Below are 23,939 nucleotides of genomic sequence, written 5' to 3' on the forward strand. Positions count from 1 at the left end.
CTATCGGCGCTGCAGGTTATCCGGAGTTCGACTGTTCCATGGTTTCGCGCTTTCTCACCGCACTTGCGCTTGGCGCTGCCCTGATTGCCTCGCCTGCCATGGCGAAGGACGAGGCTCCGGCACCTGCGCCCAAGCCGCTCACCTATACGGTCAATGCCGATCAGTCCGTGGATCGCGAGAATATCCTCTACCTCGATCTTTCGAACGGTGGCCGTGTGGCCATTCGCCTTATGCCGGAGTGGGCGCCCAACCACGTTGAGCGGATCAAGACTCTTGTCCGCCAGGGTTTCTACAACGGCATCATCTTTCACCGCGTGATCGACGGCTTCATGGCCCAGACTGGCGACCCAACGGGAACTGGGCAGGGCGGTTCGCCGCTCCCGGACCTCAAGGCCGAGTTCAACGCCATTCCGCACGTGCGCGGATCGGTTTCGATGGCGCGCACGAACGAACCTGACACGGCCAACAGCCAGTTCTTCATCGTCTTCTATCCGCGCTTTGCCCTCGATCACAAGTACACCAACTTCGGCCGTGTGATCGCCGGCATGGACTTTGTGGACGCGATCGTGCGCGGTGAACCGCCGCAGAACCCGACGAAGATCGTGCAGGCCTCGATTGCGGCTGACAACAAGGCGGCCCCGGCGCCGGTCGCGCCAGCGGCACCGGCTGCCATCACGGCGGACATGCTCAGCAATTCTACGTCAAACTAAGGGCTCTCGAATCCTTGCCCAATTGCGGCTAGGGCGCGCCCATGCGCGTAGATCTCTTCGACTTCGAACTGCCTCAGGAAAATATTGCCCTGCGTCCCGCCCGGCCGCGTGATTCGGCGCGCCTACTTGGCGTTGGCATGGACGGGCCGTTCCGTGACCTCACAGTGCTTGATCTGCCCTCGCTGTTGAATCCCGGCGATGTTTTGGTGTTCAACGACACGCGTGTCATTCCAGCCCAGCTTGAAGGCCAGCGTCCAAGCTTGAACGGTGAGGGGGCGCGCATCGGCGCCACGCTCCACAAGCGGATCGACCTGCGCCGTTGGCAGGCCTTCGTTCGCAACGGCAAACGCCTGCGGGAGGGAGACGAGATCAGGTTCGGCGCTGGCGTGTCTGCCTTTGCAGAAAGCCGCTTTCCCGATGGCAGCTGGACGTTGTTCTTTCCCGGCGAAGAGCCCGTCGAGGTCCTGCTGGAACGGGCAGGGCAAATGCCGCTGCCGCCCTATATTGCCGGCAAGCGCCCCACCGACGAGCGAGACCGCGAAGACTACCAGACGATGTTTGCGGCCAAGGATGGCGCCGTCGCCGCCCCCACCGCCGCGCTGCACTTCACGCCGCGCCTCATGGAAGCGATTGCCGAGCGCGGCGTCCGCACTGAAACGCTCACCCTGCATGTTGGCGCAGGCACGTTCCTGCCGGTCAAGGCCGACGACACCAAGGACCACCAGATGCACGCCGAGTGGGGCACGATCGACTCCGCCACTGCAGACCGTCTCAACGCCGCCCGCGCGGACGGCAACCGCGTTATCGCCGTCGGCACCACCTCGCTCCGCCTGCTTGAGAGCGCGGCGGGCGAAGACAGGGTCATTCGCCCGTTCGAAGGCGATACCGCGATCTTCATCACGCCGGGCTACAGCTTCCGCGCAATCGACGGGCTGATGACCAACTTCCACCTGCCCAAGTCCACATTGTTCATGCTCGTTTCGGCGCTGATGGGGCTCGACCGGATGCAGGCGGCCTATGCCCATGCCATTGCCAGCGGCTACCGCTTCTACTCCTACGGCGATTCCAGCCTGCTCCTGCCATAAAGCGCAGTTTCGGCCGACGGTGTGCCGACTAGCCTGCCCCCCAACAGATATGGGAGAAGGGCATGATACCGGCACACGTTCCGGCAGACCGGGTGGTGGATTTCGACATCTTCAATCCGCCAGGGGTGGAGAGCGATTACTTCGCCGCGTGGAAGACGCTGCTTGATGGCCCCGGTCTTGTGTGGACTACGGTCAATGGCGGTCATTGGATCGCAGCGCGCGGTGACGTTGTGCGCCAACTGTGGGGAGATGCAGAAAGGCTCTCCAATCAGTGCCTTGCCGTGACTCCGGGCCTTGGCGAAGTCATGCAGTTCATTCCGCTGCAGGAGGACGGAGCAGCGCACAAGGCGTATCGCACGCCCGTGATGAAGGGCCTTGCCTCCCGTTTTGTCGTCGCCTTGGAACCCAAGGTGCGTGAAGTCGCGCGCGAACTGATCGAGGGGCTGCGCCCGCGTGGCGAGTGCGATTTCGTCAGCGACTTCGCCGAAATCCTGCCGCTGAACATCTTCCTCACCCTGATCGACGTACCGCTCGAAGACCGTCCTCGACTTCGCCAGCTCGGTGTCCAACTCACGCGCCCTGACGGTTCGATGACGGTCGAACAACTCCGGCAGGCGGCTGACGATTACTTGTGGCCCTTTATTGAAAGGCGCATGGCGCAGCCCGGCGACGACCTCTTCAGCCGCATCCTGTCGGAACCGGTCGACGGCAGGCCGTGGACGGTGGACGAGGCGCGGCGGATGTGCCGCAATCTTCTGTTCGGTGGACTCGATACGGTTGCTGCGATGATCGGGATGGTCGCGCTCCACTTGGCGAGGCACCCCGAGCACCAGAAGTGGATGCGCCACAACCCGCGAGAGTTGCCCGCAGTTGCCGATGAGTTGATGCGTCGCTACCCGACAGTTGCCGTGAGTCGCAATGCAGTTGGAGATATCCAAATCGACGGCGTCACGATCCGTGCCGGTGACCTGGTCTACTTGCCCAGCGTACTCCATAACCTTGATCCGAGAAGCTTTTCTGCGCCGGAAGAGGTGCGTTTCGACCGCGGCCTGACCCCGATCCGACACACCACGATGGGCGTGGGCGCCCACCGCTGCGTCGGCGCAGGCCTTGCGCGCATGGAAGTGATTGTTTTTCTTGAGGAGTGGCTTGCTGGCATGCCCGCGGTTCGCCTTGATCCGGAGCGTCCCGTCACCATGAAGGGCGGCAACGTCGGTGCCTGCACTTCGCTGCCATTGGTCTGGAATCCCTAGGAAAACCAGCCCCATACCAGTCGCACGGTCAGCCCGATGCTCACCACCACGAGCAGCGGGCGGATCACCTTGGCGCCGAACTTGGTGGCATAGTGCGAGCCGATCCACGCGCCGGTCATGGCACCGACGCCCATGCAAGCCCCGAGAATCCACATCGCCTGGCCACCGATGCTGAACACGATCACACTGGCTATGTTGCTGGTGACGTTGAGAAATTTCGTCAGGCCAGTGGCACGGGTAAGCCCCATGCCCCGCAAGCCAACCAGCGTTGTTGCAAAGAACTGTCCGGCGCCCGGCCCGAAAAAGCCATCGTAAAACGCAACCCCGCCCCCTACCGGCATGTAGCCGCGCTCGGACAGGCGGCCCTTGCGGTCTTCGTCGGTCATGCCCGGCGACAGGACAGTGTAGAGCGCCACAGCAATCAGCAGCACTGGCACGACGAGTTTGAGGACGTCCGCGCTAAGGTGCTGAATTGCCAGCGATCCTGCCATTGCGCCGACAAAAACGATGGCGGCAGTCGCGGCGTTCTTGCGGAAACTGAACAGACCTGCCTTGTGATAGCGCCACGTGGCCATCGATGTGCCGCACATTGACTGGATCTTGTTGGTCCCCAGCACCACATGCGGGGGCAGGGGGGTGGAGAGCAGCACCGGCATCATCACCAGCCCGCCGCCGCCCGCCACGGCGTCGATGAACCCCGAAAGCACCGCAACGCAGGTCAACGCCGGGTAGAACCAGAGATCGAGATGGGCGGGTTCTATCAGCAGCAGGTCTGGCATTTGCGCGCTTTGGCGATTGCGCCTAAGGGCCGCAACACTCTTTTTGCCGAGATCTCCGCACGATGACCCGTTTTGCCTTCGATATCCACGCCACCGACGGAAAGGCGCGCACCGGGACGATCCGGATGATGCGCGGTGATATCCGCACCCCGGCGTTCATGCCGGTAGGTACCGCCGCAACGGTAAAGGCGATGAAGATGGAAGACGTGCACGCCAGCGGTGCGGACATCATCCTAGGCAACACGTATCACCTTATGCTCCGCCCCGGAGCAGAGCGTGTCGCGCGTCTGGGTGGCCTGCACAAGTTTGGCGGTTGGGACCGCCCGATCCTGACTGACAGTGGCGGCTACCAGGTGATGAGCCTTTCGGACTTACGCAAGATCACCGAGGAAGGCGTGACCTTCGCCAGCCACCTCGACGGTTCGCGTCACTTGTTGAGCCCGGAGCGTTCGATGGAAATCCAGCGTCTGCTGGGGTCCGACATCGTCATGTGCTTCGACGAATGCCCGCGCGCCGACCAGCCGCGCGATGTGATCGCAAAATCTATGGAAATGTCGATGCGCTGGGCAAGGCGCAGTCGCGAAGCTTTCAACGCCGGGGCCGAACATGCCGAACGCGCGGCGCTGTTCGGAATTCAGCAGGGCGCGCTTGACGAAGGCTTGCGCAAGGCCAGTGCCGACGCCCTGACCGACATCGGGTTCGACGGCTATGCCATTGGTGGCCTTGCCGTGGGGGAAGGGCAGGAGGCGATGTTCGCTACGCTCGACTTCGCGCCGCAGCAGTTGCCTGCGGATCGTCCGCGCTATCTGATGGGCGTCGGCAAGCCCGATGACCTGGTCGGCGCGGTCGAGCGCGGGGTCGACATGTTCGATTGCGTCCTGCCGACCCGGTCCGGGCGCAATGGGCAGGGATTTACGTGGAACGGTCCGGTGAACATACGCAACGCCCGGCATGCGGAAGATACCGGCCCTCTCGACGAACGCTGTCCGTGCCCGACTTGCACCAAGTACAGCCGCGCCTACCTGCACCACCTGCACAAGTCGGGCGAAATGCTTGGGGCCATGCTGCTGACCGAGCATAACCTGTGGTTTTACCAGCAACTCATGGCAGGCATGCGCGCGGCGATCGCAGAAGGGCGCTTTGCGGCCTTCGCAGCCGATTTCAGACGGGACTACTTCGCGCGTTAGGCGGCAATGCCCTCTGCACCGTCCTGCATCACCGGGTCCTGCGTTTCCAGCCTCGTGTCCTTGTAGGCATAGAATTCGCCGGTACGCTCATCGAGAAAGCCGGCGCCGATGGCGAAAGCCTGGCGCTGCGCGGTGAGCAAGTCCGGATACCATTTGCCGATGCGATGCGGGGTGACGAAGCGATAGAGACACATGCCTTCCCAATGGTCGCGTGCCTCGAGAGTTCCCAGAATTGCTGTAAATTTCACCTGCGAAACGACACGTAACAGCTTGTTTGCACATACGAAAAAGGCGGAGCTTGCGCCCCGCCTCTTCCATGTGTCGCAGTGGTTGGAATACCGATCAGCGCGAATAGAATTCGACGACCAGGTTCGGTTCCATCTTCACCGGATAGGGTACTTCGTCCAGCGTCGGAACGCGGGTGAAGGTGGCCTTGTCGCCTTCGGCGGCGACGTAGTCGGGAACTTCACGCTCGGGCAGCGACTGCGCTTCAGCGATGAGGGCCATTTCCTTGGCCTTCTTGCCGAGGCTGATAACGTCGCCGGGGCGAACGCGACGCGAGGCGATGTTGCACTTCACGCCGTTGACGTAGATGTGACCGTGAGAAACGACCTGGCGAGCCGAGAAGATGGTCGGCGCGAACTTGGCGCGGTACACGACCATGTCAAGGCGCTGTTCGAGCAGGCCGATCAGGTTCTGACCGGTGTCGCCCTTCATTTTCGACGCTTCCTGGTAGGTGCGCTTGAACTGCTTCTCGGTCACGTCGCCGTAGTAGCCCTTGAGCTTCTGCTTGGCGCGGAGCTGGATGCCGAAGTCCGAGACCTTGCTCTTGCGGCGCTGGCCGTGCTGGCCCGGGCCATACGAGCGGCGGTTCACCGACGACTTGGGACGACCCCAGATGTTTTCGCCGAGACGGCGATCAATTTTGTACTTGGATGCCTTGCGCTTGGACATGCGCTGCCTTTCAATCTGCCTGCACCGGCAGTGCGCCGATGCTTCAAGTCCCGGACACGCACCACTTTGCCAATTGCGAAGTGCGGCCACCGCTTCACCGGGAGTGCAGGGCCAATTGCGAAGCGCGGCCAAGAACAGACAATTAGCCCTTTGTCAAGGGCAGCGGCCATAGACAGGGCAGCGAAATTGGGGTGCTATTGAAAATGATGCACGAAGGGCCGCCTCGTTCTGACCAGTCGCAGCCGTTGGAATCCCTTTCCGGCGGGTTGGAGGCAATCGACCTTCAAATACTTTCGCTTCTATCTCAACGATTTGGGTTGGCTGCAAGCACTACGGCTCAACGAGAGCTTTCTGACGACGAGCGCAAGGCCCAGATGACGGTGATTCGTCGTCGCGCTTTCGAGCTCGGTATTCCCGTCGGGCTTGTGACCGATTTCTGGGACCGGCTGATGGACGCCGCAGATGCGGTACAAGCCCAGCGTAGCCATCGCGCAATCGACGACTGAAGTTCAACTGCGTGGCTCGTCGCCCGGCTTCGAGCCTTCTTTGCGGCGCAGGGCGCTCAGCACGCCGCGCATGGTGCGGACTTCGAGATGATTCCAGCCTGGTTTGGTCAGCATGGTGCGCAATGTACGCCGCGTTGCGGCGGCCCGTGCCTCGGGCTCGAAGTAGCCGCGCGGTTCAAGCATCGTGCAAAGCTGTTCGAACATGCCTTCAAACTCTTCCTGCGGGGCAGGGGGCAGCATGTCCTCTACGGTAGGCTGAACCAGATCGACGTGCTTCGACCACTCGTACGCACACAGGATGACAGCCTGAGCGAGGTTGAGAGAACCGAATTCCGGGTTGATCGGTACGGTGATGATGGCGCGGGCCAGCGCCACGTCGTCCGTCTCAAGGCCTGACCGTTCCGGCCCGAAGATGATCGCGCTGCGGCCCTGCGCGGCGATGATATCCTTCGCTGCCTGTTCCGGCGTCAGCACGGGCTTGGTCACGCCACGCTTGCGGACAGTAGTGGCGAAGACATGCGAGCAATCGCTGACGGCATCGGCGAGGGTATCGAAGACCTGTGCCTTCTCCAGAACCCTGTCGGCACCAGCAGCGGCGGGACCGGCGGATGGATTGGGCCAGCCATCACGGGGAGATACAAGTCGCATCTCGGTCAGGCCGAAATTGAGCATGGCACGTGCGGCCTTGCCGATGTTCTCGCCAAGCTGGGGGCGGACCAGGACGATGACCGGCTGGCGCTGTTCAGTATCGGTCATGTTCAGGCGCGGCCGCTCATTTCCTGGACGCTTGAAGCGAATTCTTCAAAGTCACGCGCTTCGGTGAAATCGCGATAGACGCTGGCAAAGCGGATGTAGGCCACGCTATCAAGCTGGCGCAGACCTTCCATGACCATCTCTCCGATGACCTTGGATGGGACTTCTGAATCGCCCATGGTTTCGATCTGGCGCTGTATGCCCGACACGAGCTGGTCGAGGCGCTCTTGGGCGACGGGGCGTTTGCGGCAGGCGAGCGAAACCGATTGTTCGATCTTGAACCGGTCGAACGGTTCACGTCGTTCCCCGCTCTTGACTACGACGACCTCACGCAACTGCACCCGCTCGAACGTCGTGAACCGCGCCCCGCAGCCTTCGCACTGACGGCGCCGGCGGATCGAGGTGTTGTCCTCGCTCGGCCGGCTGTCCTTCACCTGGCTGTTGTCATGGGCGCAGAACGGGCAACGCACGGCTTAGCGCTTGATCCTCTGCCAGAAGGCAATGCCAGCACCCACGGCAAGGCCAAGCGGGAGCGAGACGACAGGAAGGAGCACACCGGCCACCGCCCCGATGGCCGCGCCGGTCAGGACCGGCTTGGTCGATGGGTGGGCCATGCCCTCCTTGGCCATGCCGGAGATTTCCTGCTTGGCGCGAGCGGCGAGATCGTCGTGGTCGTTCATAAGCTTACAGCTCCGGATAGATCGGGAACTGCGCGCAAAGCTCCGCGACGCGATCGCGCACGCGCTGTTCGACCTGACCATCGCCCTCATCGCCGTTGCGCGCAAGGCCATCGACCACTTCCACGATCAGCTTGCCGATGGTGCGGAACTCTTCCTCGCGGAAACCGCGGGTGGTGCCAGCCGGCGTGCCGAGGCGGATGCCCGAAGTGACGAAGGGGGAGCGCTTGTCGAACGGGACGCCGTTCTTGTTGCAGGTGAGCCAGGCGCGATCGAGACCCTTCTCGGCGGCCTTGCCGGTCACGTCCTTGGCAGTCAGATCAACCAGCATAAGATGGTTGTCAGTGCCGCCGGAAACGATGCCGAGGCCGGCGTCCTTGATGCTTTCGGCAAGCGCCTTGGCATTGGCGACGATCTGATGGGCATAGGCCTTGAATTCGGGGCGCAGCGCTTCACCAAAGGCAACCGCCTTGCCCGCGATGACGTGGACCAGCGGACCGCCCTGGAGGCCGGGGAATACGGCGGTGTTGAACTTCTTGGCCAGATCCTCGTCATTGGTGAGGATCACGCCCGAACGCGGGCCGCGCAGGCTCTTGTGGGTCGTCGTGGTGACGACGTGGGCATGCGGGAACGGCGAGGGGTGGGCGCCGCCTGCAACGAGGCCCGAAATGTGCGACATGTCGACCAGCAGCCACGCGCCGATTTCATCGGCAATGGCGCGGAAGGCGGCCCAGTCCCAGGTGCGTGAATAGGCGGTGCCACCGGCGATGATCAGCTTGGGCCTGTGCTCTCGGGCAAGACGGGCGACCTCGTCCATGTCGATCATGTGATCGTCAGGGCGCACGCCGTAAGGGATCACGTTGAACCACTTGCCGCTCATGTTCACGGGGCTGCCGTGGGTGAGATGGCCACCCGAATTCAGGTCGAGGCCCATGAAGCTGTCACCCGGCTGCAGCAGCGCGAGAAACACGGCCTGGTTCATCTGGCTGCCCGAGTTGGGCTGAACGTTGGCGAAGTTGCATCCGAACAGCTGCTTGGCGCGCTCGATCGCCAGGTTCTCGACGATATCGGCGTATTCGCACCCACCGTAGTAGCGCTTGCCCGGGTAGCCTTCGGCGTACTTGTTGGTGAAAACCGATCCGGTGGCTTCGAGCACGGCACGGCTGGTGATGTTTTCCGAAGCGATCAGCTCGATCTTGGTCTGCTGGCGGTGCAGCTCACCCTTGATGGCGGCGAACACTTCGGCATCGGCCGTTTCCAGATGCTCGGTGAAGAAGCCGGCTTTGCGGATTTCCGGCGCTGCTGTGGCGGTGGTCATCTCTGGGGGCTCCTTCAGATTGCGGGGTTGGAAAGCTTTTCGACGCGGCCGGCATGGCGGCCACCGCCGAATTCGGTGGAAAGAAATGCGTCAAGACAGGCCTTGGCCATGTCCTCGCCAGTCAGGCGTGCGCCCATCGCAATGACATTTGCATCGTTGTGTTCGCGCGCGAGTGCTGCGGAGAGCGGTTCCGAAACCAGTGCGCAGCGGCAGGCCGGTTCGCGGTTTACTGCGATCGAGATGCCGATACCTGATCCGCACAGGGCGACGCCCCGCTCGGCAATGCCTTCGGCTACCACCGAGGCCAGTTTGTAGCCATAGTCGGGATAGTCGACGCGATCGGCGGTCTCTGGCCCGAGGTCGGCAACTTCATGGCCAAGGCCGATGAGATACTCACGCAGTGCGGCCTTCAGGTCGACAGCGGCGTGATCGGAAGCGATGGCGATACGCATGGGGATCGTTACTCGACAGCGGTATTAGGGGATTCGTTGGCGCGCCCATAGGCTCTTGCAGCGCAACAAGCCACCGCAAATCGCTGGAGGAAATCTGCCCGATGGGGCTCATCCTAACAGGTGGGAGCGTCATGGCGGTTGCGACCGGATCGCGCGATGCGTAAAGGCCCGGCATTCAGGATCGGACGGGACGAACAGGAATGCCGCAGGAACACGTGCTCATCGCCGGGGGCGGCATTGGCGGGCTCACGCTCGCACTGACGCTCCACCAGATCGGGGTCTCCTGCACGGTCTTCGAATCCGTTCGTGAATTGAAGCCGCTGGGTGTCGGCATAAATCTCCAGCCCAACGCCGTTCGCGAACTCGAAGACCTCGGCATCGGTGAGGCCGAGATGGATGCCGTGGGCATTCCGGCGCGTGAGTGGGCCCTGGTCGGGCTGAATGGACGCGAGATCTACTCCGAACCGCGTGGCAAGCTGGCCGGGTATAACTGGCACCAGTATGCCGTGCACCGCGGCGAATTCCACATGCTGCTCTACCGCAAGGTGATCGAGCGCATCGGGCCGCAAGCGGTGAGACTGGGCAGCAAGGTTACGGGCTATCGCATGGAAGCGAATGGTTCGGTCACCGCCTTGGTCGAGGACCGCTCGGGCAAAGTCGAAGAGGCGGCAGGAACGCTGCTGTTCGGGGCAGACGGCATACATTCGGCAATCCGCGCGCAGATGCACCCCGATCAGCCTCCGATCCACTGGGGCGGCACGATCATGTGGCGCGGCACTGCCAAGGGCGTACCGATCCGTTCGGGATCATCGTTCGTCGGCCTTGGCACGAGCCGGCATCGCGTGGTGATCTACCCGATTTCGCACCCGGATGCGGACGGCTTGTCCGATATCAACTGGATCGCCGAGCAGACGTACGACACCAGTCACGACTGGACCAAGTCGGGATGGTTCAGGCCTGTCGAAATGGCGGAGTTTGCGCACGAGTTCGACGGGTTCGTCTATGACTGGCTTGATCTGCCGGCTCTGCTGGCAAAGTCGGACATGGCTTACGAGAACCCGATGATAGATCGCGATCCCTTGCCGACCTGGGTCGATGGGCCGGTCGGGCTGATTGGGGACGCGGCACATCCGATGTATCCCACGGGGTCCAACGGCGCCTCGCAGGCAATTGTCGACGCACGCCAGATTGGACGCATCATGGTGGAGCGCGGCGTCACGCCCGAGGCGCTTGCCCAGTTCGACGCCGAATTCTGTGGCCCGATCGGCCAGGTCGCGATGCGCAACCGCGGGGCGGGCCCGTTTGGCCTGCTCAATATGGTGGACGAACGTTGCGGCGGTCAGTTCGAGAATATCGACGATGTCATCCCGGCTGCGGAGCGAAGTGCCTTCATGCTGGCCTACCAGCAGGCTGCGGGCTTTGCCAAGGACCGCCTGAACGGCGCGCCGAGGACCATTCCTGAAGGTGCGCAAGTCGCCAGGGTGCCCGCGTGACCATTGCGCTGACCCATGTGACCGATCTGGTTGTCGAACTGTCGAGGCCCCACGAGATGGGCGAATGCCCAATGGGTGTCCGGCGGATCATCCCGATTGTCGGAGGTAGCGCCGATGGACCGCTGCTCGGCGGCCGCATTCTGCCAATCGGGGCCGACTGGCAGACCGTCTCACGCGGAGGGATCGCCGAACTGGATGCCCGCTATGCGATCCAGACCAGCGACGGCGCGGTGATCGAAGTCATCAGCCAAGGCATTCGCCACGCAACGGCAGAGGTGCATGCGCGCATTGCTGGGGGCGAGGAAGTCGACCCGGCCGAGTACTACATGCGCACGGCGATCCGGCTCGAGGCCGGACATGCCGGATACGATTGGGTCAACCGCGCCCTGTTCATCGCAAAGGGCGGGAAGGTTGGGAATACGGTCCGCCTGGCGGTCTACAGGATTGACTAGCAAGCTTGACTGCAGGTCCGGAAGTCAGTCCAGCAATGCGCGGTGTCGGCTGGAGAGGAAGATCGCATTCTTGCGGGTGAGATCGCCCGGCGCGAGGCGTTTTCCGTTCCAACCATAAGGCGACAGACCGATTTTGCCGAGGACCGCAACGGCAGACGCGTCGGGCCGTTCGATCAAGATCACCGGCTGATGCGAGGCGATCGTTTTGATGCCACCGCCGATGACTTGCGATTCGAAGCCTTGCACGTCAATCTTGATGATGTCCGGGGCGAGTTCCAGCGCGTCGAGCTTCTCGATCCTTACCTTATAGCTGTCGATTACAAGCCGATCTGGCGTGAAACGCGCCATGCGCCGCTTATCAAGCCACTGGACCGCAGCTTCGCGGTCAAGAGAGGCAATGCCGTCATAGACGAAGTTGCGATAGCGCGGCACGTGGATGTGCTGTTCGCCAGTTGCAGCGCCGAGTGCAATCTCACGCACATCCACGTCGCTGTCCCCTGAGAATCGCTGGCGAAGTTCTTCCGCCAGCGAGGGGATCGGTTCGATGGTGATGATCTTTCGCGGCCGTGCATAGCGCTGCAAGGCCACAACGCTTTGCCCCCAATTGCCGCCTATGTCGATCGCGAGGTCCAGCGGGGCGAGCTTTCGCAGCAGTCGTATCTCGGGGTCGACAAACAGGCCAAGATGGCGCGTGGCAAGGTTGTAGGCCGAAAACTTTGCGCGACGCACCGCGGGAAAATGCGTCTGCAGATCTCGCAACTGCCTCCGCAGTTCGCGCAATGGCCAACTTTCGGGACGATACCCCCATTCCAGAACTGGTCCGGGGGCAGCGCCTTCCATCAGCGGATTGCTTACTGGTCGAGGAACGAGCGCATCTTGCGCGACCGCGACGGATGCTTGAGCTTGCGCAGCGCCTTGGCCTCGATCTGACGAATACGTTCGCGGGTGACCGAGAACTGCTGGCCGACTTCTTCCAGCGTGTGGTCGGTGTTCATGCCGATACCGAAGCGCATGCGCAGCACGCGCTCTTCACGCGGGGTGAGGCTGGCAAGCACGCGGGTGACCGTTTCCTTCAGGTTGGCCTGGATCGCCGCATCGACCGGAATGATCGCGTTCTTGTCCTCGATGAAATCGCCGAGGTGGGAATCTTCCTCGTCGCCGATGGGCGTTTCGAGGGAGATCGGCTCCTTGGCGATCTTCATCACCTTGCGAACCTTTTCGAGCGGCATCGACAGACGCTCGGCCATTTCTTCAGGCGTCGGTTCGCGGCCCTGCTCGTGCAGGAACTGGCGGCTGGTGCGAACCAGCTTGTTGATCGTCTCGATCATGTGGACCGGGATACGGATCGTTCGGGCCTGATCTGCGATCGAGCGGGTGATGGCCTGCCTGATCCACCAGGTGGCATAGGTCGAGAACTTGTAGCCGCGGCGGTATTCGAACTTGTCGACCGCCTTCATCAGGCCGATGTTGCCTTCCTGAATGAGGTCAAGGAACTGCAGGCCGCGGTTCGTGTACTTCTTGGCGATGGAGATCACGAGGCGCAGGTTGGCCTCGACCATTTCCTTCTTTGCGATGCGTGCTTCACGCTCGCCTTTCTGGACCATGTTCACGATGCGGCGGAATTCGCCCAGCGACATGCCGGTGGCAGCCGCGATGTCGGCAATCTCGGCCCGAATACGCTCAACCGGAGCTGCCTCGTTCGCAGCAAACGCTGCCCACTTCTTGTCGCGGCCGGCCAAGGCTTGCAGCCAACCGTCGTCAAGCTCATGCCCGACATACATGTCGAGGAAGTCCTTGCGCGACACCTTGTGGCGCTCGGCAAGGCGCAGCATCTGGCCGCCCAGCGTCGTCAGGCGACGATTGAAGGCGTAGAGATTGTCGACGAGGTATTCGATCTTCGAAGCGTGGAACTGCACGGATTCCACCTGCGCCGTCAGGTCTTCGCGCAGCTTCTGGTACTGCGCTTCCTTGGCGGCGGGGAAATCATTGCCCATGCCAAGAGCGTCGAGACGCTCTGCCTGGATCTTCTCGAAGGCACGGAACAGCGAGGTGATTTCGGCAAAGCGCTCAAGCGCTGCCGGCTTCAACTGCGCTTCCATCTGGGCGAGGCTGAGGGTGTTGTCCTCTTCTTCTTCCTCGGCCGGACGGGCGCGGCGCTCGCGCAGTTCGTCGTCCTCGTCGTCGGAGGATTCTTCCTCCTCGACGTCCTCTTCTTCCTTGAAGGTGGGGCCGGCGGTGGCTTCGCTGATTTCGGGCTCGGCCTCTTCACCGTCTTCCGACAGGTTTTCGGGCTGCGGTTCCTTCGAAAGCATGGCGTCGAGATCGAGAATCTCGCGCAGCTGCATCTCGCCGGCGTTCAGCGCGTCGGACCACTGGATGATGGCGTGGAATGTGATCGGGCTCTCGCACAGGCCCATGATCATGGTGTCGCGACCGGCCTCGATGCGCTTGGCGATGGCGATTTCGCCCTCGCGGCTGAGCAGTTCAACGGCGCCCATTTCACGCAGATACATGCGCACCGGGTCGTCGGTCCGCTCGACCGTTTCCTTGCGCTTGATAACGTCCGGGCGGTCCTCGACGGTCTCGGCTTCGTCGAGTTCGTCGTCCTGAGCCTTTTCCTCGGGATCAACCGCGTCCTCGTCGCTCTCGACGATGTTGACGCCCATCTCGGAGATCGCGGCCATGATGTCTTCGATCTGCTCGGAAGACATCTGGTCCTGGGGAAGGGCCTCGTTCAGCTCGTCATACGTGATGATCCCGCGGCGCTTGGCGCGCGCGATCAACTTCTTGATCGATGCATCGTTGAGGTCGATCAGCGGAGCGTCGCCGCTATCGGTCTTGTCGTTCGAAGCCATTTAACCCAGGTACCACCATCTGAGAACCGGGCCGAAGGCGACCCGGTTTGCGCCATTGCTATAATTATAACGCAGCACGAGCACGGCCCATTTGCCCCAAACGGGCACGCAAAGCCATACTCCGCGCTATCAATCTTTGCTGTTCGGCGAAGTTTTCTTCCGAAAGCTCGGTTTCAACGCGCTTGTTTGCCTCGACAAGCGCCTCTTCAACCGCTGGCCATTCAACCAGAATGGCAATTGCCTCGGCAAGTTCGTCTCCTGCCGAATCACCACCGCTGGCCAAAAAACCGAATCGCATCCCGGCATAGTCCTGCGCCGACGGGAGCCTGAGCCCACGTTCCAGCAATATGGTGCGCAAGGTCGCGCTTTCAAGCGGTTGTGCCCCGTCCGACATGACAAGCAATGCATCGATCAGCGCGCAAGTGTCTGGATTCTCGGGCTGAAGGCGGGCGAGGGCGTCAGCATTGCGCGCAATGTGCTGCGGATGGCAGATCAGACCGTCGAGCACGGCTGCCAGCAGGCTGTTGCTCGGCCCCGTGCCGATGCGAAGCATCTTCGCCTTGTCCTGCTCGGCAAGTGGTGGCGGTGCCGGTTTCCAGGGCTGGCCTTTCGCGCGTGAACCTGACGGTCGTGGCTGAAAAGGCGCCCGTTCCTTTCGGGCGAACGCCAGTTCGCCAAATCGCTCGGTCAGTTCGCGCCTGTAGAGCGATTTGATGTCGGGGTGCTGTATGGTCTCGCAATGGGCAAGCAGCCTGGCCTTCAATCCTGCCTTGTCTTCTGGCGTCGCCAGCGGGACAGCATCGCGTTCCGCTTCCCAGAGAACGTCGACGAGGCTTCGGGCACCGTCCAGCAATTCCTCCATCGCCGCCGCGCCGTGCTTTTTCACGACGTCGTCCGGGTCCATGCCTGCTGGCAGCGTGACGATGCGCAGCGAATGTCCGGGGCGGAGCAGGGGCAGGGCGCGCGTGATCGCCCGCATCGCTGCGCGCTGGCCTGCGCTGTCGCCATCGAAGCAAAGCGTTGGCGTTTCGACCAGTCGCCAGAGGCGTTCGATCTGATGCTCCGTCAGTGCCGTGCCAAGCGGGGCGACCGCTTCGCCGATGCCTGCGGCCGCGAGCGCCACCACGTCCATATATCCTTCGACGACCACTACGCGTCCGCTCTGGCGCGAAGCAGGCCCGGCGCGATGCAGGTTGTAGACCGTGCGGCCCTTGTCGAACAGCGGCGTATCGGGAGAGTTCAGGTACTTCGGCGCGTCGGTCTTTTCCGCAGTGAGGATGCGTCCGCCGAAGGCAATCACGCGACCGCGCGGGTCAAGGATCGGCAGCATCAGGCGGCCACGGAAACGGTCGTAGGGTTCCTTTCCTTCGACCACGATTCGCAAGCCAGCCTCGATGAGCATCTCATCGGGGAAGGCCGACAGCGCCTCTTTCAGCGCAGTGCGGCTATCCGGAGCGAAGCCGAAGCCGAAATCCCGCACGATCTGCGCCGGGAACCCGCGAGAGGCGAGATAGCGTCGCGCCTCCGCACCACGCTCCTCGCCAAGGCAGCGTACGAAAAAGTCCTGCGCCGCCTGCATAACGTCATGCAACGACTTCTGCTGCTCGGCCTTCCTTGCTGCGCGCGGATCGGGGGCAGGAACTTCCATTCCAGCCTGCAGCGCCAGTTCCTTCACCGCGTCCATGAAGGGCAGGCCCTGATGGTCGGTCATCCAGCGGATGACGTCGCCATGCGCGCCGCAGCCGAAGCAGTGGTAGAAGCCCTTCTCGTCGTTGATGGTAAAGCTGGGCGTCTTCTCGTTATGGAACGGGCAGCAGGCCTTGAATTCGCGCCCCGCCTTGGTGACGCGAACGCTCCGCCCGATCACGCCCGAAAGCGAGATGCGGGAGCGGAGTTCGTCCAGCCATTGCGGAGAGAGGCTCATGGCGCGGTCAGGCCGAAAGCGCCGCCTTCACCAGCCCGCTGGCCTTGCCCATGTCGAGCTGCGTGCCGTGCTTGGCCTTCAATGCAGCAACCACCTTGCCCATATCCTTCATGCCCGCAGCGCCGGTTTCGGCGATGATCGCAGCGATGGCGGCCTTGGTGTCGTCCTCGCTCATCTGCTGGGGCAGGAATTCCTCTATCACCGCAAGCTCGGCCTTCTCGACGTCTGCGAGTTCTTGGCGGCCGCCCTGTTCATAAAGCGAGATCGATTCGCGGCGCTGCTTCGCCATCTTCTGCAAAACGTCGGTGACGAGCACGTCATCCTCCGGCACAGCCGAGGCGGTGCGCAGTTCGATGTCCTTGTCCTTGAGCTTGGCGAGGATCAGGCGGACAGCGGCGAGGCGGGGCTTGTCGCCCGCTTTCATGGCCGAAACCTGCGCGGCCTTGATGGTATCGCGGATCATGTAATCGTATTTCCCGTGGAGTTCTCCGCCGTCATGGCGAGAAACCTTCCATGTAGGCCAAACTTTCGGGAATCGCTAGGTTGACGCTGCGTCGAGTCGGGTCTAGCAGCCGCCCCTTAGCAACATCGCCAGAACACCTGCCAACGGAGCGCCCCATATCATGGCCGACCCCGCACTTTCGCACGCGCCTCAACCAGATGGCGCGACGGGAGTCCTCGTACTTGCCGATGGGTCTGTTGCCTGGGGACGTGGTTTCGGCGCTGCCGGCGCAGCCGTCGGCGAGGTGTGCTTCAACACCGCGATGACCGGCTATCAGGAAGTGATGACCGATCCGTCCTACGCGGCGCAGATCGTGACGTTCACCTTCCCGCATGTCGGCAACGTCGGCACCAACCCCGAAGACATGGAAAGCCATGACACGCCCGGCGCCGTCGGCTGCGTGGTGCGCGAGGATGTGACTGCGCCTTCCAACTTCCGCAGCGCCGGCACCTTCCAGCAGTGGATGGAAAAGCAGGGTAAGATCGGCATTTCCGGCCTCGACACCCGCGCCCTGACCCGCCGCATTCGCATGAGCGGCGCGCCCAACGCCGTGATCGCGCACGATCCCAAGGGAGAGTTCGACATCCCCGCATTGGTCGAGCGTGCGCGCAACTGGCCCGGCCTTGAAGGCATGGACCTTGCCCGCGTCGTCACGCGTGATGGACAAGAGGCTTGGGAAGGCTCGGTCTGGCATCTCGGCAAGGGCTATGGCCGCTCACCGCATGACAAGCGCCCCCACGTCGTCGCCATGGACTTCGGTGCGAAGGACAACATCTTCCGCAACCTCGTGAAGGCAGGCGCAGCGGTGACGGTGGTTCCCGCCGAGACCTCGCTGGAAACGATCCTTGAACTAAATCCCGATGGCGTGTTCCTGTCGAACGGCCCGGGCGATCCGGCGGCGACCGGCGCCTATGCCGTGCCGGTGATCCAGAAGCTGCTCGAGCGCGACGTGCCGATCTTCGGCATCTGCCTTGGCCACCAGATGCTGGCGCTCGCCGCCGGCGCCCGCACCACCAAGATGCACCAGGGCCATCGCGGCGCGAACCATCCGGTCAAGCGCATCGAGGACGGCGTGGTAGAGATCACTTCGATGAACCACGGCTTCGCGGTCGACAACGCCCCCGGCGCGCTGGGCGACAACGTGATCGAAACCCACGTCTCTCTGTTCGACGGCTCGAATTGCGGTATCGCGGTGAAGGGCAAGCGCGCGTTCGGGGTGCAGTATCACCCCGAGGCATCGCCGGGACCGCAGGACAGTTTCTACTTGTTCGAGAAGTTCGTGGGGATGCTTTAATCAACGGAGGTAGCAATGGCTGTCGTTCGCGAATTCACTGAGAAAGAGCTGGATCGGTCGAGCGCCCATTCCGAAGTTGAAGCAACTATTTCGCTTGTCGAAGTGGACGGAGAAAGATTCGTTCAGATCGACACTTATGGATCAAAGAACCGAGCAATGCCTGGGAAAGTGTCCCAGAGCCTGCGCCTATCCCAATCGGCGTATGAACAGCTCCAGCAACTCGCGGAAAAGCACTTCTAATGCCCAAACGCACTGACATCTCCTCCATCCTGATCATCGGCGCCGGGCCGATCATCATCGGCCAGGCTTGCGAGTTCGATTATTCGGGCACGCAGGCGGTGAAGGCGCTCAAGGAAGAGGGCTATCGCATCATCCTGGTCAACTCGAACCCCGCGACGATCATGACCGATCCGGACATGGCGCACGCGACCTACGTCGAGCCGATCACGCCCGAAGTCGTCGCCAAGATCATCGAGAAAGAGCGCCCCGATGCGCTGCTGCCGACGATGGGCGGGCAGACCGCGCTCAACACCGCGCTGGCGCTGTTCAACGATGGCACGCTGGAAAAGTACGGCGTCCAGATGATCGGCGCCAATGCCGATGCCATCGACAAGGCCGAAGACCGCCAGCGCTTCCGCGAGGCGATGGACAAGATCGGCCTCGAATCCGCGCGCTCGGGCGTGGCGCACACCATCGACGAGGCGCTCGAAATCCTCGAGCGCACCGGCCTGCCTTCGATCATCCGCCCCAGCTTCACCATGGGCGGCACCGGCGGCGGCATTGCCTACAACAAGGAAGAGTTCGTCAAGATCGTGAAGGGCGGGCTTGAAGCATCGCCCACTACCGAAGTCCTGATCGAGGAATCGCTCCTCGGCTGGAAGGAATACGAGATGGAGGTTGTCCGCGATAAAAAGGACAACTGCATCATCATCTGCTCGATCGAAAACGTCGATCCGATGGGCGTCCACACCGGCGATTCCATCACCGTCGCCCCGGCGCTGACGCTGACCGACAAGGAATACCAGATCATGCGCAACGCATCGATCGCGGTGCTCCGGGAAATCGGCGTGGAGACCGGCGGTTCGAACGTACAGTTCGCAGTGAATCCGAAGGACGGCCGCCTGATCGTCATCGAGATGAACCCGCGCGTTTCGCGCTCCTCGGCACTGGCCTCGAAGGCCACCGGCTTCCCGATCGCCAAGGTCGCGGCCAAGCTTGCCGTGGGCTACACGCTCGACGAGATCATGAACGACATCACCGGGGCCACCCCGGCGGCGTTCGAGCCGACCATCGACTACGTCGTCACCAAGATCCCGCGCTTCGCCTTCGAGAAGTTCAAGGGCGCGGAGCCGCTGCTCGGCACCGCAATGAAGTCGGTCGGCGAAGTCATGGCGATTGGCCGCAACATCAAGGAATCGATGCAGAAGGCCCTGCGCGGGCTGGAAACCGGCCTTGATGGCTTCAACCGCGTCGTCGGCCTCGAAGGCGCCAGCCGCGATGAGATCACCGCCGCGCTCGCCCGCGCCACGCCCGATCGCCTGCTGGTGATCGCGCAGGCTTTCCGCGAGGGCCTGTCGGTGGATGAAGTCCACGCCGTCACCAAGTACGAGCCGTGGTTCCTGCGTCATATCCACGAGATCGTCGAAGCCGAGAACGTCATCCAGCGCGATGGCTTGCCCAACGACGCGGCGGGCCTGCGCCGCCTGAAGGCGATGGGCTTCTCCGACAAGCGCCTCGCCACGCTGGCCGTGCGCGGCATTGGCGTTGCCGGTGGCATGGCAGAGACCCAGGCCAAGCGCTCGGGCCTGCTGCATGACGCGCTGCGCGCCATGGCCGGTGCCACCAGCGAAGCCGAAGTGCGGTCGTTGCGCCACAAGCTCGGCGTGCGCCCGGTGTTCAAGCGCATCGACAGCTGCGCCGCCGAGTTTGAGGCGGTCACGCCCTACATGTATTCGACCTACGAAGGCGCGCTGTTCGGCGAGCCGGAGAACGAGGCTGCTCCGACTGACGCCAAGAAGATCGTCATCCTCGGCGGTGGTCCGAACCGCATCGGTCAGGGCATCGAGTTCGACTACTGCTGCTGCCACGCCTGCTTCGCGCTGGGTGACGCCGGGTTCGAGACCATCATGGTCAACTGCAACCCGGAGACCGTGTCGACCGACTACGACACCTCGGATCGCCTCTACTTCGAGCCGTTGACCGCCGAAGACGTGCTGGAAATCCTCGCGGTCGAACAGTCGAAGGGCGAACTGGTCGGCGTGATCGTTCAGTTTGGCGGGCAGACCCCGCTGAAGCTCGCGCAGGCGCTCCAGGATGCGGGCATCCCGATCCTCGGCACATCGCCGGACTCAATCGACCTTGCCGAAGACCGAGAGCGCTTCGCAGCATTGGTCGCCAAGCTCGGCCTCAAGCAGCCCGCCAACGGCATTGCCCGCAGTCGTGATGAGGCCGTCGCGGTGGCGAGCCGCATTGGCTATCCCGTGCTGATCCGTCCGAGCTACGTGCTCGGCGGCCGCGCGATGGAGATTGTCGACAGCCAGGCGCAGCTGGATGACTACATCGCCACTGCCGTGCAGGTCTCGGGCGACAGCCCGGTGCTGATCGACCAGTACCTGCGCGACGCGATTGAGTGCGACGTCGATGCTCTGGCCGATGGCACGGATGTAACCGTCGCCGGTGTAATGCAGCATATCGAGGAAGCGGGCATTCACTCGGGCGACAGCGCCTGCACCCTGCCGCCCTACAGCCTGTCAGCCGAAATCATCGCAGAGATGGAGCGCCAGGCGGTTTTGCTGGCACGCGGCCTCAACGTGCGCGGTCTGATGAACATCCAGTTCGCGATCAAGGACGGCGAGGTCTATCTGATCGAGGTGAACCCGCGTGCCAGCCGCACGGTGCCGTTCGTCGCCAAGGCCGTGGGTACGCCCATTGCCAAGATCGCGGCGCGCGTCATGGCGGGCGAGAAACTGGCCGATCTCCCCGCGATCAAGCGCGAGATCGACTACATGGCAGTCAAGGAAGCCGTGTTCCCGTTCGCCCGTTTCCCCGGCATCGACCCCGTGCTCTCGCCGGAAATGAAGTCAACCGGCGAAGTCATGGGCGTCGACAAGACCTTCGCGGTCGCTTTCGCCAAGTCGCAGCTTGGTGCAGGCACCAAGCTGCCGCAGAGCGGAACGATCTTCGTTTCGGTCAAGGATAGCGACAAGGCGGTGATCCTGCCCGCCGTGCGCAAGGCGATCAGCCTGGGCTTCAAGATCGTGGCCACCGGTGGTACGGCTCGCTATCTGACCGATGCGGGCTTGATCATCGAACGAGTGAACAAGGTGGCCGAAGGCCGTCCGCACATCGTCGACCGGATCATCGATGGCGACATCGCGCTGATCTTCAACACGACTGAAGGCTGGCAGAGCCACAAGGACTCGCAATCGATCCGCGCTTCGGCGTTGAACTCGCGCGTTCCCTACTTCACGACGGCTGCTGCTTCCGTCGCTGCGGTCGAGGCAATCGAGGCACTTCGCTCTGCCGAACTTGAAGTGCGTTCGTTGCAGGACTATTATGCTTGAACCTTATTAGTCCCCCGGCATTGTCATGAGACTGGTCCGGCTCGGCGCATTCGGCGTCGGTCGGCGGGGGCAGGTTTTCCCTCGGTTGCCGTAGCGGTAACCGGGGCGTGACAGGAAAGAGAGTTACGGATGGCGAGTGTGGAAAAGCTGCCGATGCTTGCGGAAGGCTATGAAAAGCTGACTGCCGAGCTGAAAGCGCTGCGCGAGGAGCGGCCCAAGATCGTCGACGCGATCGAGGAAGCGCGCGCCCATGGCGACCTTTCGGAAAACGCGGAATATCATGCGGCCAAGGAACGTCAGGGCCAGGTCGAAGCGACTATCGCCGATCTCGAGGATCGCGTCAGCCGCGCGCAGATCATCGATCCGGCGACTCTCTCGGGTGACAAGATCATCTTCGGTGCCACCGTGACCTTGCTCGACGATGACGAAAAGCCGGTGAAGTACCAGATCGTCGGTCCATACGAGGCCGATGCCAAGAAGGGCATGATCAGCTACAACTCGCCGCTCGGCAAGGCACTGATCGGCCGCAAGGTCGATGAGGAGATCGAGGTGACTGTCCCCTCGGGCGACAAGTTCTACCTTGTCCAGAAGATCGAGTTCATTTGAGCGATCGGCATCACTAACGAAAAAAGGCCCCCGGAGCGATCCGGGGCCTTTTTTTATAAGCTTGCTCAATCCTTCGGCAGGGCCGGTTCAAGCAGGCGATGGAGGTGCACGATCACGTAGCGCATCTCGGCGTCGTCCACGGTCCTCTGTGCGGCACCGCGCCAGGCTTCTTCAGCGCTGGCATAGTCGGGGAACACGCCGACAACGTCGATTGCCTTGAGGTCTTGAAATTCGAGGCCCTGGGGGTCTTTGACCCGCCCGCCCATAACGAGGTGCAGCTTTTGCATTGGCGACTTTCCTTTGGGGAGGATTCGTGTGCGCCACTGACAAAAAGACGAGCCGCGCGCAAGTCATGCGAACGGCTCGCCTGAGCCCTTTTTAAGGCTTAACGCGCGCAGTGAGTTCGTTCACCTTGCGCAGCGCCGCTTCGCTCGCCTCTATGGCGGCTGAGCGAACGATCTCGGAAAGATCGAAAGCCTTGCGACGGGCCTCTTCGCTGCCGTCGGCAATTTTTTCGCCAACCGTGCCACTGAGCTCCTCAACCTTGTGAAGGCCGTCACGACCAACGTCCCGCGCACGGGTTGCATAGTCGATTGCGAGCTTTCCGGCGACTGCCGCCAGACCCGACGCGCTCTTGCGCAACGAACTGGCCGCGTCTTCAGCGGTGCCCCTGGCCTTGGTGCTGCGCCGGCCGACAGAGGGCAAGGCCTTCGCAACGAGCGCGCCCAGAAGTATACCGGCGGCGACCGACGCCACCGGGTGCTCCTCGATCAGCCCCTTGACGGTCTGGACCGACTTCGAGCTGGCAGTGCGTTCCGCCAGGCGCGACTTGGCCGCGTCAACCTTTTCGCGCAGGGTCTCTGCGCCGTTTACTTGCAGTTCTTCGCTCATCTCAATCTCCGGATCGGACTTTGTCGATCACGCGCTCGGCCAATTCCTGGATCGGTTCCCGGAGGAACCAGCCAAACAGTGCAGCGACGGTTACGCCGATCACCACCTTGTTCTCGTCGGCAACTGCACGAGCGCTATCGAGCATTTCAACGGCTTCCCCCACCGCACGTTCCTTGACGCGCCCCGGAGAAAGCTCCAGCTTGGCTATTTCCAGATCGCCCTTGACCACGGCCAGCGCTTCATCCCGAAGTGCCCTTGCGGCAGCCAACTCTGGTGGGGCGGTCATGGCTTCCCTCCTGCGCTGAGCGCCGCCTTGGCAGCGCGGATGCGCTTGGTCGCTCGCGCCAGGCATATGACAGCCAAGAGAGCGAGTGCACCGCCGACAATGGCAAGAGCTCCCCAAACGCCCACGTAGTGGGCAAGAGCAAGCAACAGCCCGACGACGATTGCCAGCAGGGTGAAGAAGCCGAATGCCAACCCAAGCAGCAGAAAGACGATGATCGCCTTTGCTTCGCCCAGGCCATATGACGCCTGAGCCTTCCTGTACGCGATTTCGGCTTCAAGGAGGGTTTGCCCGTCATCGATCAGGGCTTTGATGGCCGCACCGATCCCTGCCTCAGACGGGGAGGGATCAGGCGTCCAGGTTGAATTGTGCTCGCTCATCGGACCAATGCCGCCGCGTTCA

General features: G+C 62.5%; 27 protein-coding genes. 11 read left to right on the plus strand and 16 right to left on the minus strand.

Annotated elements, in window-relative coordinates:
• Window positions 1-38: 38 nt before the first annotated feature.
• The 3 genes from IM701_RS06200 to IM701_RS06210 all read left to right on the plus strand — a co-directional run bounded on the left by IM701_RS06200 (window position 39) and on the right by IM701_RS06210 (window position 3,048).
• Window positions 39-710: a peptidylprolyl isomerase gene (locus IM701_RS06200; RefSeq protein ID WP_039331493.1), complete on the plus strand. Its 672-nt coding sequence runs from the start codon at window positions 39-41 to the stop codon at window positions 708-710.
• Window positions 711-751: 41 nt separating this feature from the next.
• Window positions 752-1,795, plus strand: coding sequence for a tRNA preQ1(34) S-adenosylmethionine ribosyltransferase-isomerase QueA (queA, locus tag IM701_RS06205; protein WP_193828109.1), 1,044 nt, complete (start codon window positions 752-754; stop codon window positions 1,793-1,795).
• 62 nt (window positions 1,796-1,857) lie between these two features.
• On the plus strand, window positions 1,858-3,048 hold the full coding sequence (locus tag IM701_RS06210) for a cytochrome P450 (protein WP_193828110.1): 1,191 nt from the start codon (window positions 1,858-1,860) through the stop codon (window positions 3,046-3,048).
• On the opposite strand, the gene IM701_RS06215 is transcribed toward IM701_RS06210, so the two are convergent.
• On the minus strand, window positions 3,045-3,827 hold the full coding sequence (locus IM701_RS06215; protein WP_230487822.1) for a TSUP family transporter: 783 nt from the start codon (window positions 3,825-3,827) through the stop codon (window positions 3,045-3,047). The two genes, IM701_RS06210 and IM701_RS06215, sit on opposite strands and share 4 nt — an antisense overlap.
• 62 nt (window positions 3,828-3,889) lie before the next feature.
• Between IM701_RS06215 and tgt the strand changes: the two genes are divergently transcribed.
• Window positions 3,890-5,014, plus strand: coding sequence for a tRNA guanosine(34) transglycosylase Tgt (tgt, locus tag IM701_RS06220; protein WP_193828111.1), 1,125 nt, complete (start codon window positions 3,890-3,892; stop codon window positions 5,012-5,014).
• Here the strand turns inward: tgt and IM701_RS06225 are convergent.
• Together IM701_RS06225 and rpsD are read right to left on the minus strand one after the other, a co-directional pair.
• Entirely contained in the window at window positions 5,011-5,262 is a 252-nt protein-coding gene (locus IM701_RS06225; protein ID WP_230487823.1) for a hypothetical protein, read from the minus strand. The genes tgt and IM701_RS06225 overlap by 4 nt on opposite strands.
• Before the next feature lie 94 nt (window positions 5,263-5,356).
• Window positions 5,357-5,968: a 30S ribosomal protein S4 gene (gene rpsD / locus IM701_RS06230; RefSeq protein WP_039331270.1), complete on the minus strand. Its 612-nt coding sequence runs from the start codon at window positions 5,966-5,968 to the stop codon at window positions 5,357-5,359.
• A gap of 203 nt (window positions 5,969-6,171) precedes the next feature.
• Between rpsD and IM701_RS06235 the strand changes: the two genes are divergently transcribed.
• Complete coding sequence (locus tag IM701_RS06235; RefSeq protein ID WP_193828112.1) at window positions 6,172-6,474, plus strand: chorismate mutase; 303 nt, start codon at window positions 6,172-6,174, stop codon at window positions 6,472-6,474.
• Between the two features lie 3 nt (window positions 6,475-6,477).
• Here IM701_RS06235 and IM701_RS06240 read toward each other — a convergent pair whose 3' ends face one another.
• From IM701_RS06240 to rpiB, 5 genes are read right to left on the minus strand one after another with little or no spacing between them, the layout of a single operon-like run.
• Window positions 6,478-7,230 (minus strand): RNA methyltransferase, encoded by a 753-nt coding sequence (locus IM701_RS06240; RefSeq protein WP_193828113.1) that lies wholly within the window; start codon window positions 7,228-7,230, stop codon window positions 6,478-6,480.
• 2 nt (window positions 7,231-7,232) lie between these two features.
• Window positions 7,233-7,697: a transcriptional regulator NrdR gene (gene nrdR, locus IM701_RS06245; protein ID WP_039331266.1), complete on the minus strand. Its 465-nt coding sequence runs from the start codon at window positions 7,695-7,697 to the stop codon at window positions 7,233-7,235.
• Between the two features lie 3 nt (window positions 7,698-7,700).
• Complete coding sequence (locus tag IM701_RS06250; protein ID WP_039331264.1) at window positions 7,701-7,907, minus strand: hypothetical protein; 207 nt, start codon at window positions 7,905-7,907, stop codon at window positions 7,701-7,703.
• A 4-nt stretch (window positions 7,908-7,911) separates the two neighbouring features.
• Window positions 7,912-9,222: a serine hydroxymethyltransferase gene (gene glyA / locus IM701_RS06255; protein ID WP_193828114.1), complete on the minus strand. Its 1,311-nt coding sequence runs from the start codon at window positions 9,220-9,222 to the stop codon at window positions 7,912-7,914.
• 14 nt (window positions 9,223-9,236) lie between these two features.
• Window positions 9,237-9,674, minus strand: a complete 438-nt coding sequence (rpiB, locus tag IM701_RS06260) for a ribose 5-phosphate isomerase B (RefSeq protein WP_039331261.1) — start codon at window positions 9,672-9,674, stop codon at window positions 9,237-9,239.
• 200 nt (window positions 9,675-9,874) lie between these two features.
• Here rpiB and IM701_RS06265 point away from each other — a divergent pair, with 200 nt between their 5' ends.
• Both IM701_RS06265 and IM701_RS06270 read left to right on the plus strand, forming a co-directional pair.
• Window positions 9,875-11,167 (plus strand): flavin-dependent oxidoreductase, encoded by a 1,293-nt coding sequence (locus IM701_RS06265; protein ID WP_193828115.1) that lies wholly within the window; start codon window positions 9,875-9,877, stop codon window positions 11,165-11,167.
• Window positions 11,164-11,619, plus strand: coding sequence for a DUF3237 domain-containing protein (locus IM701_RS06270; RefSeq protein WP_193828116.1), 456 nt, complete (start codon window positions 11,164-11,166; stop codon window positions 11,617-11,619). The genes IM701_RS06265 and IM701_RS06270 overlap by 4 nt, the downstream gene beginning before the upstream one ends.
• Before the next feature lie 24 nt (window positions 11,620-11,643).
• On the opposite strand, the gene IM701_RS06275 is transcribed toward IM701_RS06270, so the two are convergent.
• From IM701_RS06275 to IM701_RS06290, 4 genes are all read right to left on the minus strand, one after another.
• On the minus strand, window positions 11,644-12,348 hold the full coding sequence (locus IM701_RS06275) for an FkbM family methyltransferase (protein WP_230487824.1): 705 nt from the start codon (window positions 12,346-12,348) through the stop codon (window positions 11,644-11,646).
• A 122-nt stretch (window positions 12,349-12,470) separates the two neighbouring features.
• Window positions 12,471-14,474 (minus strand): RNA polymerase sigma factor RpoD, encoded by a 2,004-nt coding sequence (rpoD, locus tag IM701_RS06280; protein ID WP_193828118.1) that lies wholly within the window; start codon window positions 14,472-14,474, stop codon window positions 12,471-12,473.
• 64 nt (window positions 14,475-14,538) lie between these two features.
• Window positions 14,539-16,398, minus strand: coding sequence for a DNA primase (dnaG, locus tag IM701_RS06285; protein ID WP_193828119.1), 1,860 nt, complete (start codon window positions 16,396-16,398; stop codon window positions 14,539-14,541).
• A 7-nt stretch (window positions 16,399-16,405) separates the two neighbouring features.
• Entirely contained in the window at window positions 16,406-16,861 is a 456-nt protein-coding gene (locus IM701_RS06290) for a GatB/YqeY domain-containing protein (RefSeq protein ID WP_193828120.1), read from the minus strand.
• Between the two features lie 160 nt (window positions 16,862-17,021).
• Between IM701_RS06290 and carA the strand changes: the two genes are divergently transcribed.
• From carA to greA, 4 genes are all read left to right on the plus strand, one after another.
• The gene (gene carA, locus IM701_RS06295; RefSeq protein WP_193828121.1) at window positions 17,022-18,194 is read left to right on the plus strand and encodes a glutamine-hydrolyzing carbamoyl-phosphate synthase small subunit; all 1,173 of its coding nucleotides are present in this window, start codon (window positions 17,022-17,024) and stop codon (window positions 18,192-18,194) included.
• A 15-nt stretch (window positions 18,195-18,209) separates the two neighbouring features.
• Window positions 18,210-18,434: a methionyl-tRNA formyltransferase gene (locus tag IM701_RS06300; protein ID WP_193828488.1), complete on the plus strand. Its 225-nt coding sequence runs from the start codon at window positions 18,210-18,212 to the stop codon at window positions 18,432-18,434.
• Window positions 18,434-21,757 carry a carbamoyl-phosphate synthase large subunit gene (carB, locus tag IM701_RS06305; protein ID WP_039331243.1) on the plus strand — a complete coding sequence of 1,108 codons (3,324 nt, stop codon included), beginning with the start codon at window positions 18,434-18,436 and terminating at the stop codon, window positions 21,755-21,757. The genes IM701_RS06300 and carB overlap by 1 nt, the downstream gene beginning before the upstream one ends.
• A gap of 129 nt (window positions 21,758-21,886) precedes the next feature.
• Complete coding sequence (greA, locus tag IM701_RS06310; protein ID WP_039331241.1) at window positions 21,887-22,363, plus strand: transcription elongation factor GreA; 477 nt, start codon at window positions 21,887-21,889, stop codon at window positions 22,361-22,363.
• A 65-nt stretch (window positions 22,364-22,428) separates the two neighbouring features.
• Here greA and IM701_RS06315 read toward each other — a convergent pair whose 3' ends face one another.
• The 4 genes from IM701_RS06315 to IM701_RS06330 form a co-directional block, all read right to left on the minus strand.
• A complete protein-coding gene (locus IM701_RS06315; RefSeq protein ID WP_062342193.1) occupies window positions 22,429-22,650 on the minus strand; it encodes a DUF4170 domain-containing protein in 222 nt (73 codons plus the stop codon).
• A gap of 91 nt (window positions 22,651-22,741) precedes the next feature.
• Complete coding sequence (locus IM701_RS06320) at window positions 22,742-23,254, minus strand: hypothetical protein (RefSeq protein WP_193828122.1); 513 nt, start codon at window positions 23,252-23,254, stop codon at window positions 22,742-22,744.
• A 1-nt stretch (window position 23,255) separates the two neighbouring features.
• Complete coding sequence (locus tag IM701_RS06325; protein WP_039331235.1) at window positions 23,256-23,540, minus strand: hypothetical protein; 285 nt, start codon at window positions 23,538-23,540, stop codon at window positions 23,256-23,258.
• The gene (locus IM701_RS06330; RefSeq protein ID WP_052241879.1) at window positions 23,537-23,917 is read right to left on the minus strand and encodes a phage holin family protein; all 381 of its coding nucleotides are present in this window, start codon (window positions 23,915-23,917) and stop codon (window positions 23,537-23,539) included. The genes IM701_RS06325 and IM701_RS06330 overlap by 4 nt, the downstream gene beginning before the upstream one ends.
• Window positions 23,918-23,939: the final 22 nt, after the last annotated feature.

Source organism: Novosphingobium sp. ES2-1 (assembly GCF_015169775.1).
GTDB lineage: Bacteria > Pseudomonadota > Alphaproteobacteria > Sphingomonadales > Sphingomonadaceae > Novosphingobium > Novosphingobium subterraneum.

Coding starts and splice junctions, on each gene's coding strand:
- carB (WP_039331243.1), top strand. CDS start 18,434: ATGCCCAAACGCACTGACATCTCCTCCATCCTGATCATCGGCGCCGGG.
- IM701_RS06235 (WP_193828112.1), top strand. CDS start 6,172: ATGATGCACGAAGGGCCGCCTCGTTCTGACCAGTCGCAGCCGTTGGAA.
- glyA (WP_193828114.1), bottom strand. CDS start 9,222: ATGACCACCGCCACAGCAGCGCCGGAAATCCGCAAAGCCGGCTTCTTC.
- rpoD (WP_193828118.1), bottom strand. CDS start 14,474: ATGGCTTCGAACGACAAGACCGATAGCGGCGACGCTCCGCTGATCGAC.
- IM701_RS06325 (WP_039331235.1), bottom strand. CDS start 23,540: ATGACCGCCCCACCAGAGTTGGCTGCCGCAAGGGCACTTCGGGATGAA.
- carA (WP_193828121.1), top strand. CDS start 17,022: ATGGCCGACCCCGCACTTTCGCACGCGCCTCAACCAGATGGCGCGACG.
- IM701_RS06215 (WP_230487822.1), bottom strand. CDS start 3,827: ATGCCAGACCTGCTGCTGATAGAACCCGCCCATCTCGATCTCTGGTTC.
- IM701_RS06290 (WP_193828120.1), bottom strand. CDS start 16,861: ATGATCCGCGATACCATCAAGGCCGCGCAGGTTTCGGCCATGAAAGCG.
- IM701_RS06265 (WP_193828115.1), top strand. CDS start 9,875: ATGCCGCAGGAACACGTGCTCATCGCCGGGGGCGGCATTGGCGGGCTC.
- IM701_RS06240 (WP_193828113.1), bottom strand. CDS start 7,230: ATGACCGATACTGAACAGCGCCAGCCGGTCATCGTCCTGGTCCGCCCC.
- rpsD (WP_039331270.1), bottom strand. CDS start 5,968: ATGTCCAAGCGCAAGGCATCCAAGTACAAAATTGATCGCCGTCTCGGC.
- IM701_RS06250 (WP_039331264.1), bottom strand. CDS start 7,907: ATGAACGACCACGACGATCTCGCCGCTCGCGCCAAGCAGGAAATCTCC.
- dnaG (WP_193828119.1), bottom strand. CDS start 16,398: ATGAGCCTCTCTCCGCAATGGCTGGACGAACTCCGCTCCCGCATCTCG.
- IM701_RS06320 (WP_193828122.1), bottom strand. CDS start 23,254: ATGAGCGAAGAACTGCAAGTAAACGGCGCAGAGACCCTGCGCGAAAAG.
- IM701_RS06210 (WP_193828110.1), top strand. CDS start 1,858: ATGATACCGGCACACGTTCCGGCAGACCGGGTGGTGGATTTCGACATC.
- rpiB (WP_039331261.1), bottom strand. CDS start 9,674: ATGCGTATCGCCATCGCTTCCGATCACGCCGCTGTCGACCTGAAGGCC.
- IM701_RS06200 (WP_039331493.1), top strand. CDS start 39: ATGGTTTCGCGCTTTCTCACCGCACTTGCGCTTGGCGCTGCCCTGATT.
- greA (WP_039331241.1), top strand. CDS start 21,887: ATGGCGAGTGTGGAAAAGCTGCCGATGCTTGCGGAAGGCTATGAAAAG.
- IM701_RS06300 (WP_193828488.1), top strand. CDS start 18,210: ATGGCTGTCGTTCGCGAATTCACTGAGAAAGAGCTGGATCGGTCGAGC.
- tgt (WP_193828111.1), top strand. CDS start 3,890: ATGACCCGTTTTGCCTTCGATATCCACGCCACCGACGGAAAGGCGCGC.
- queA (WP_193828109.1), top strand. CDS start 752: ATGCGCGTAGATCTCTTCGACTTCGAACTGCCTCAGGAAAATATTGCC.
- IM701_RS06315 (WP_062342193.1), bottom strand. CDS start 22,650: ATGCAAAAGCTGCACCTCGTTATGGGCGGGCGGGTCAAAGACCCCCAG.
- IM701_RS06330 (WP_052241879.1), bottom strand. CDS start 23,917: ATGAGCGAGCACAATTCAACCTGGACGCCTGATCCCTCCCCGTCTGAG.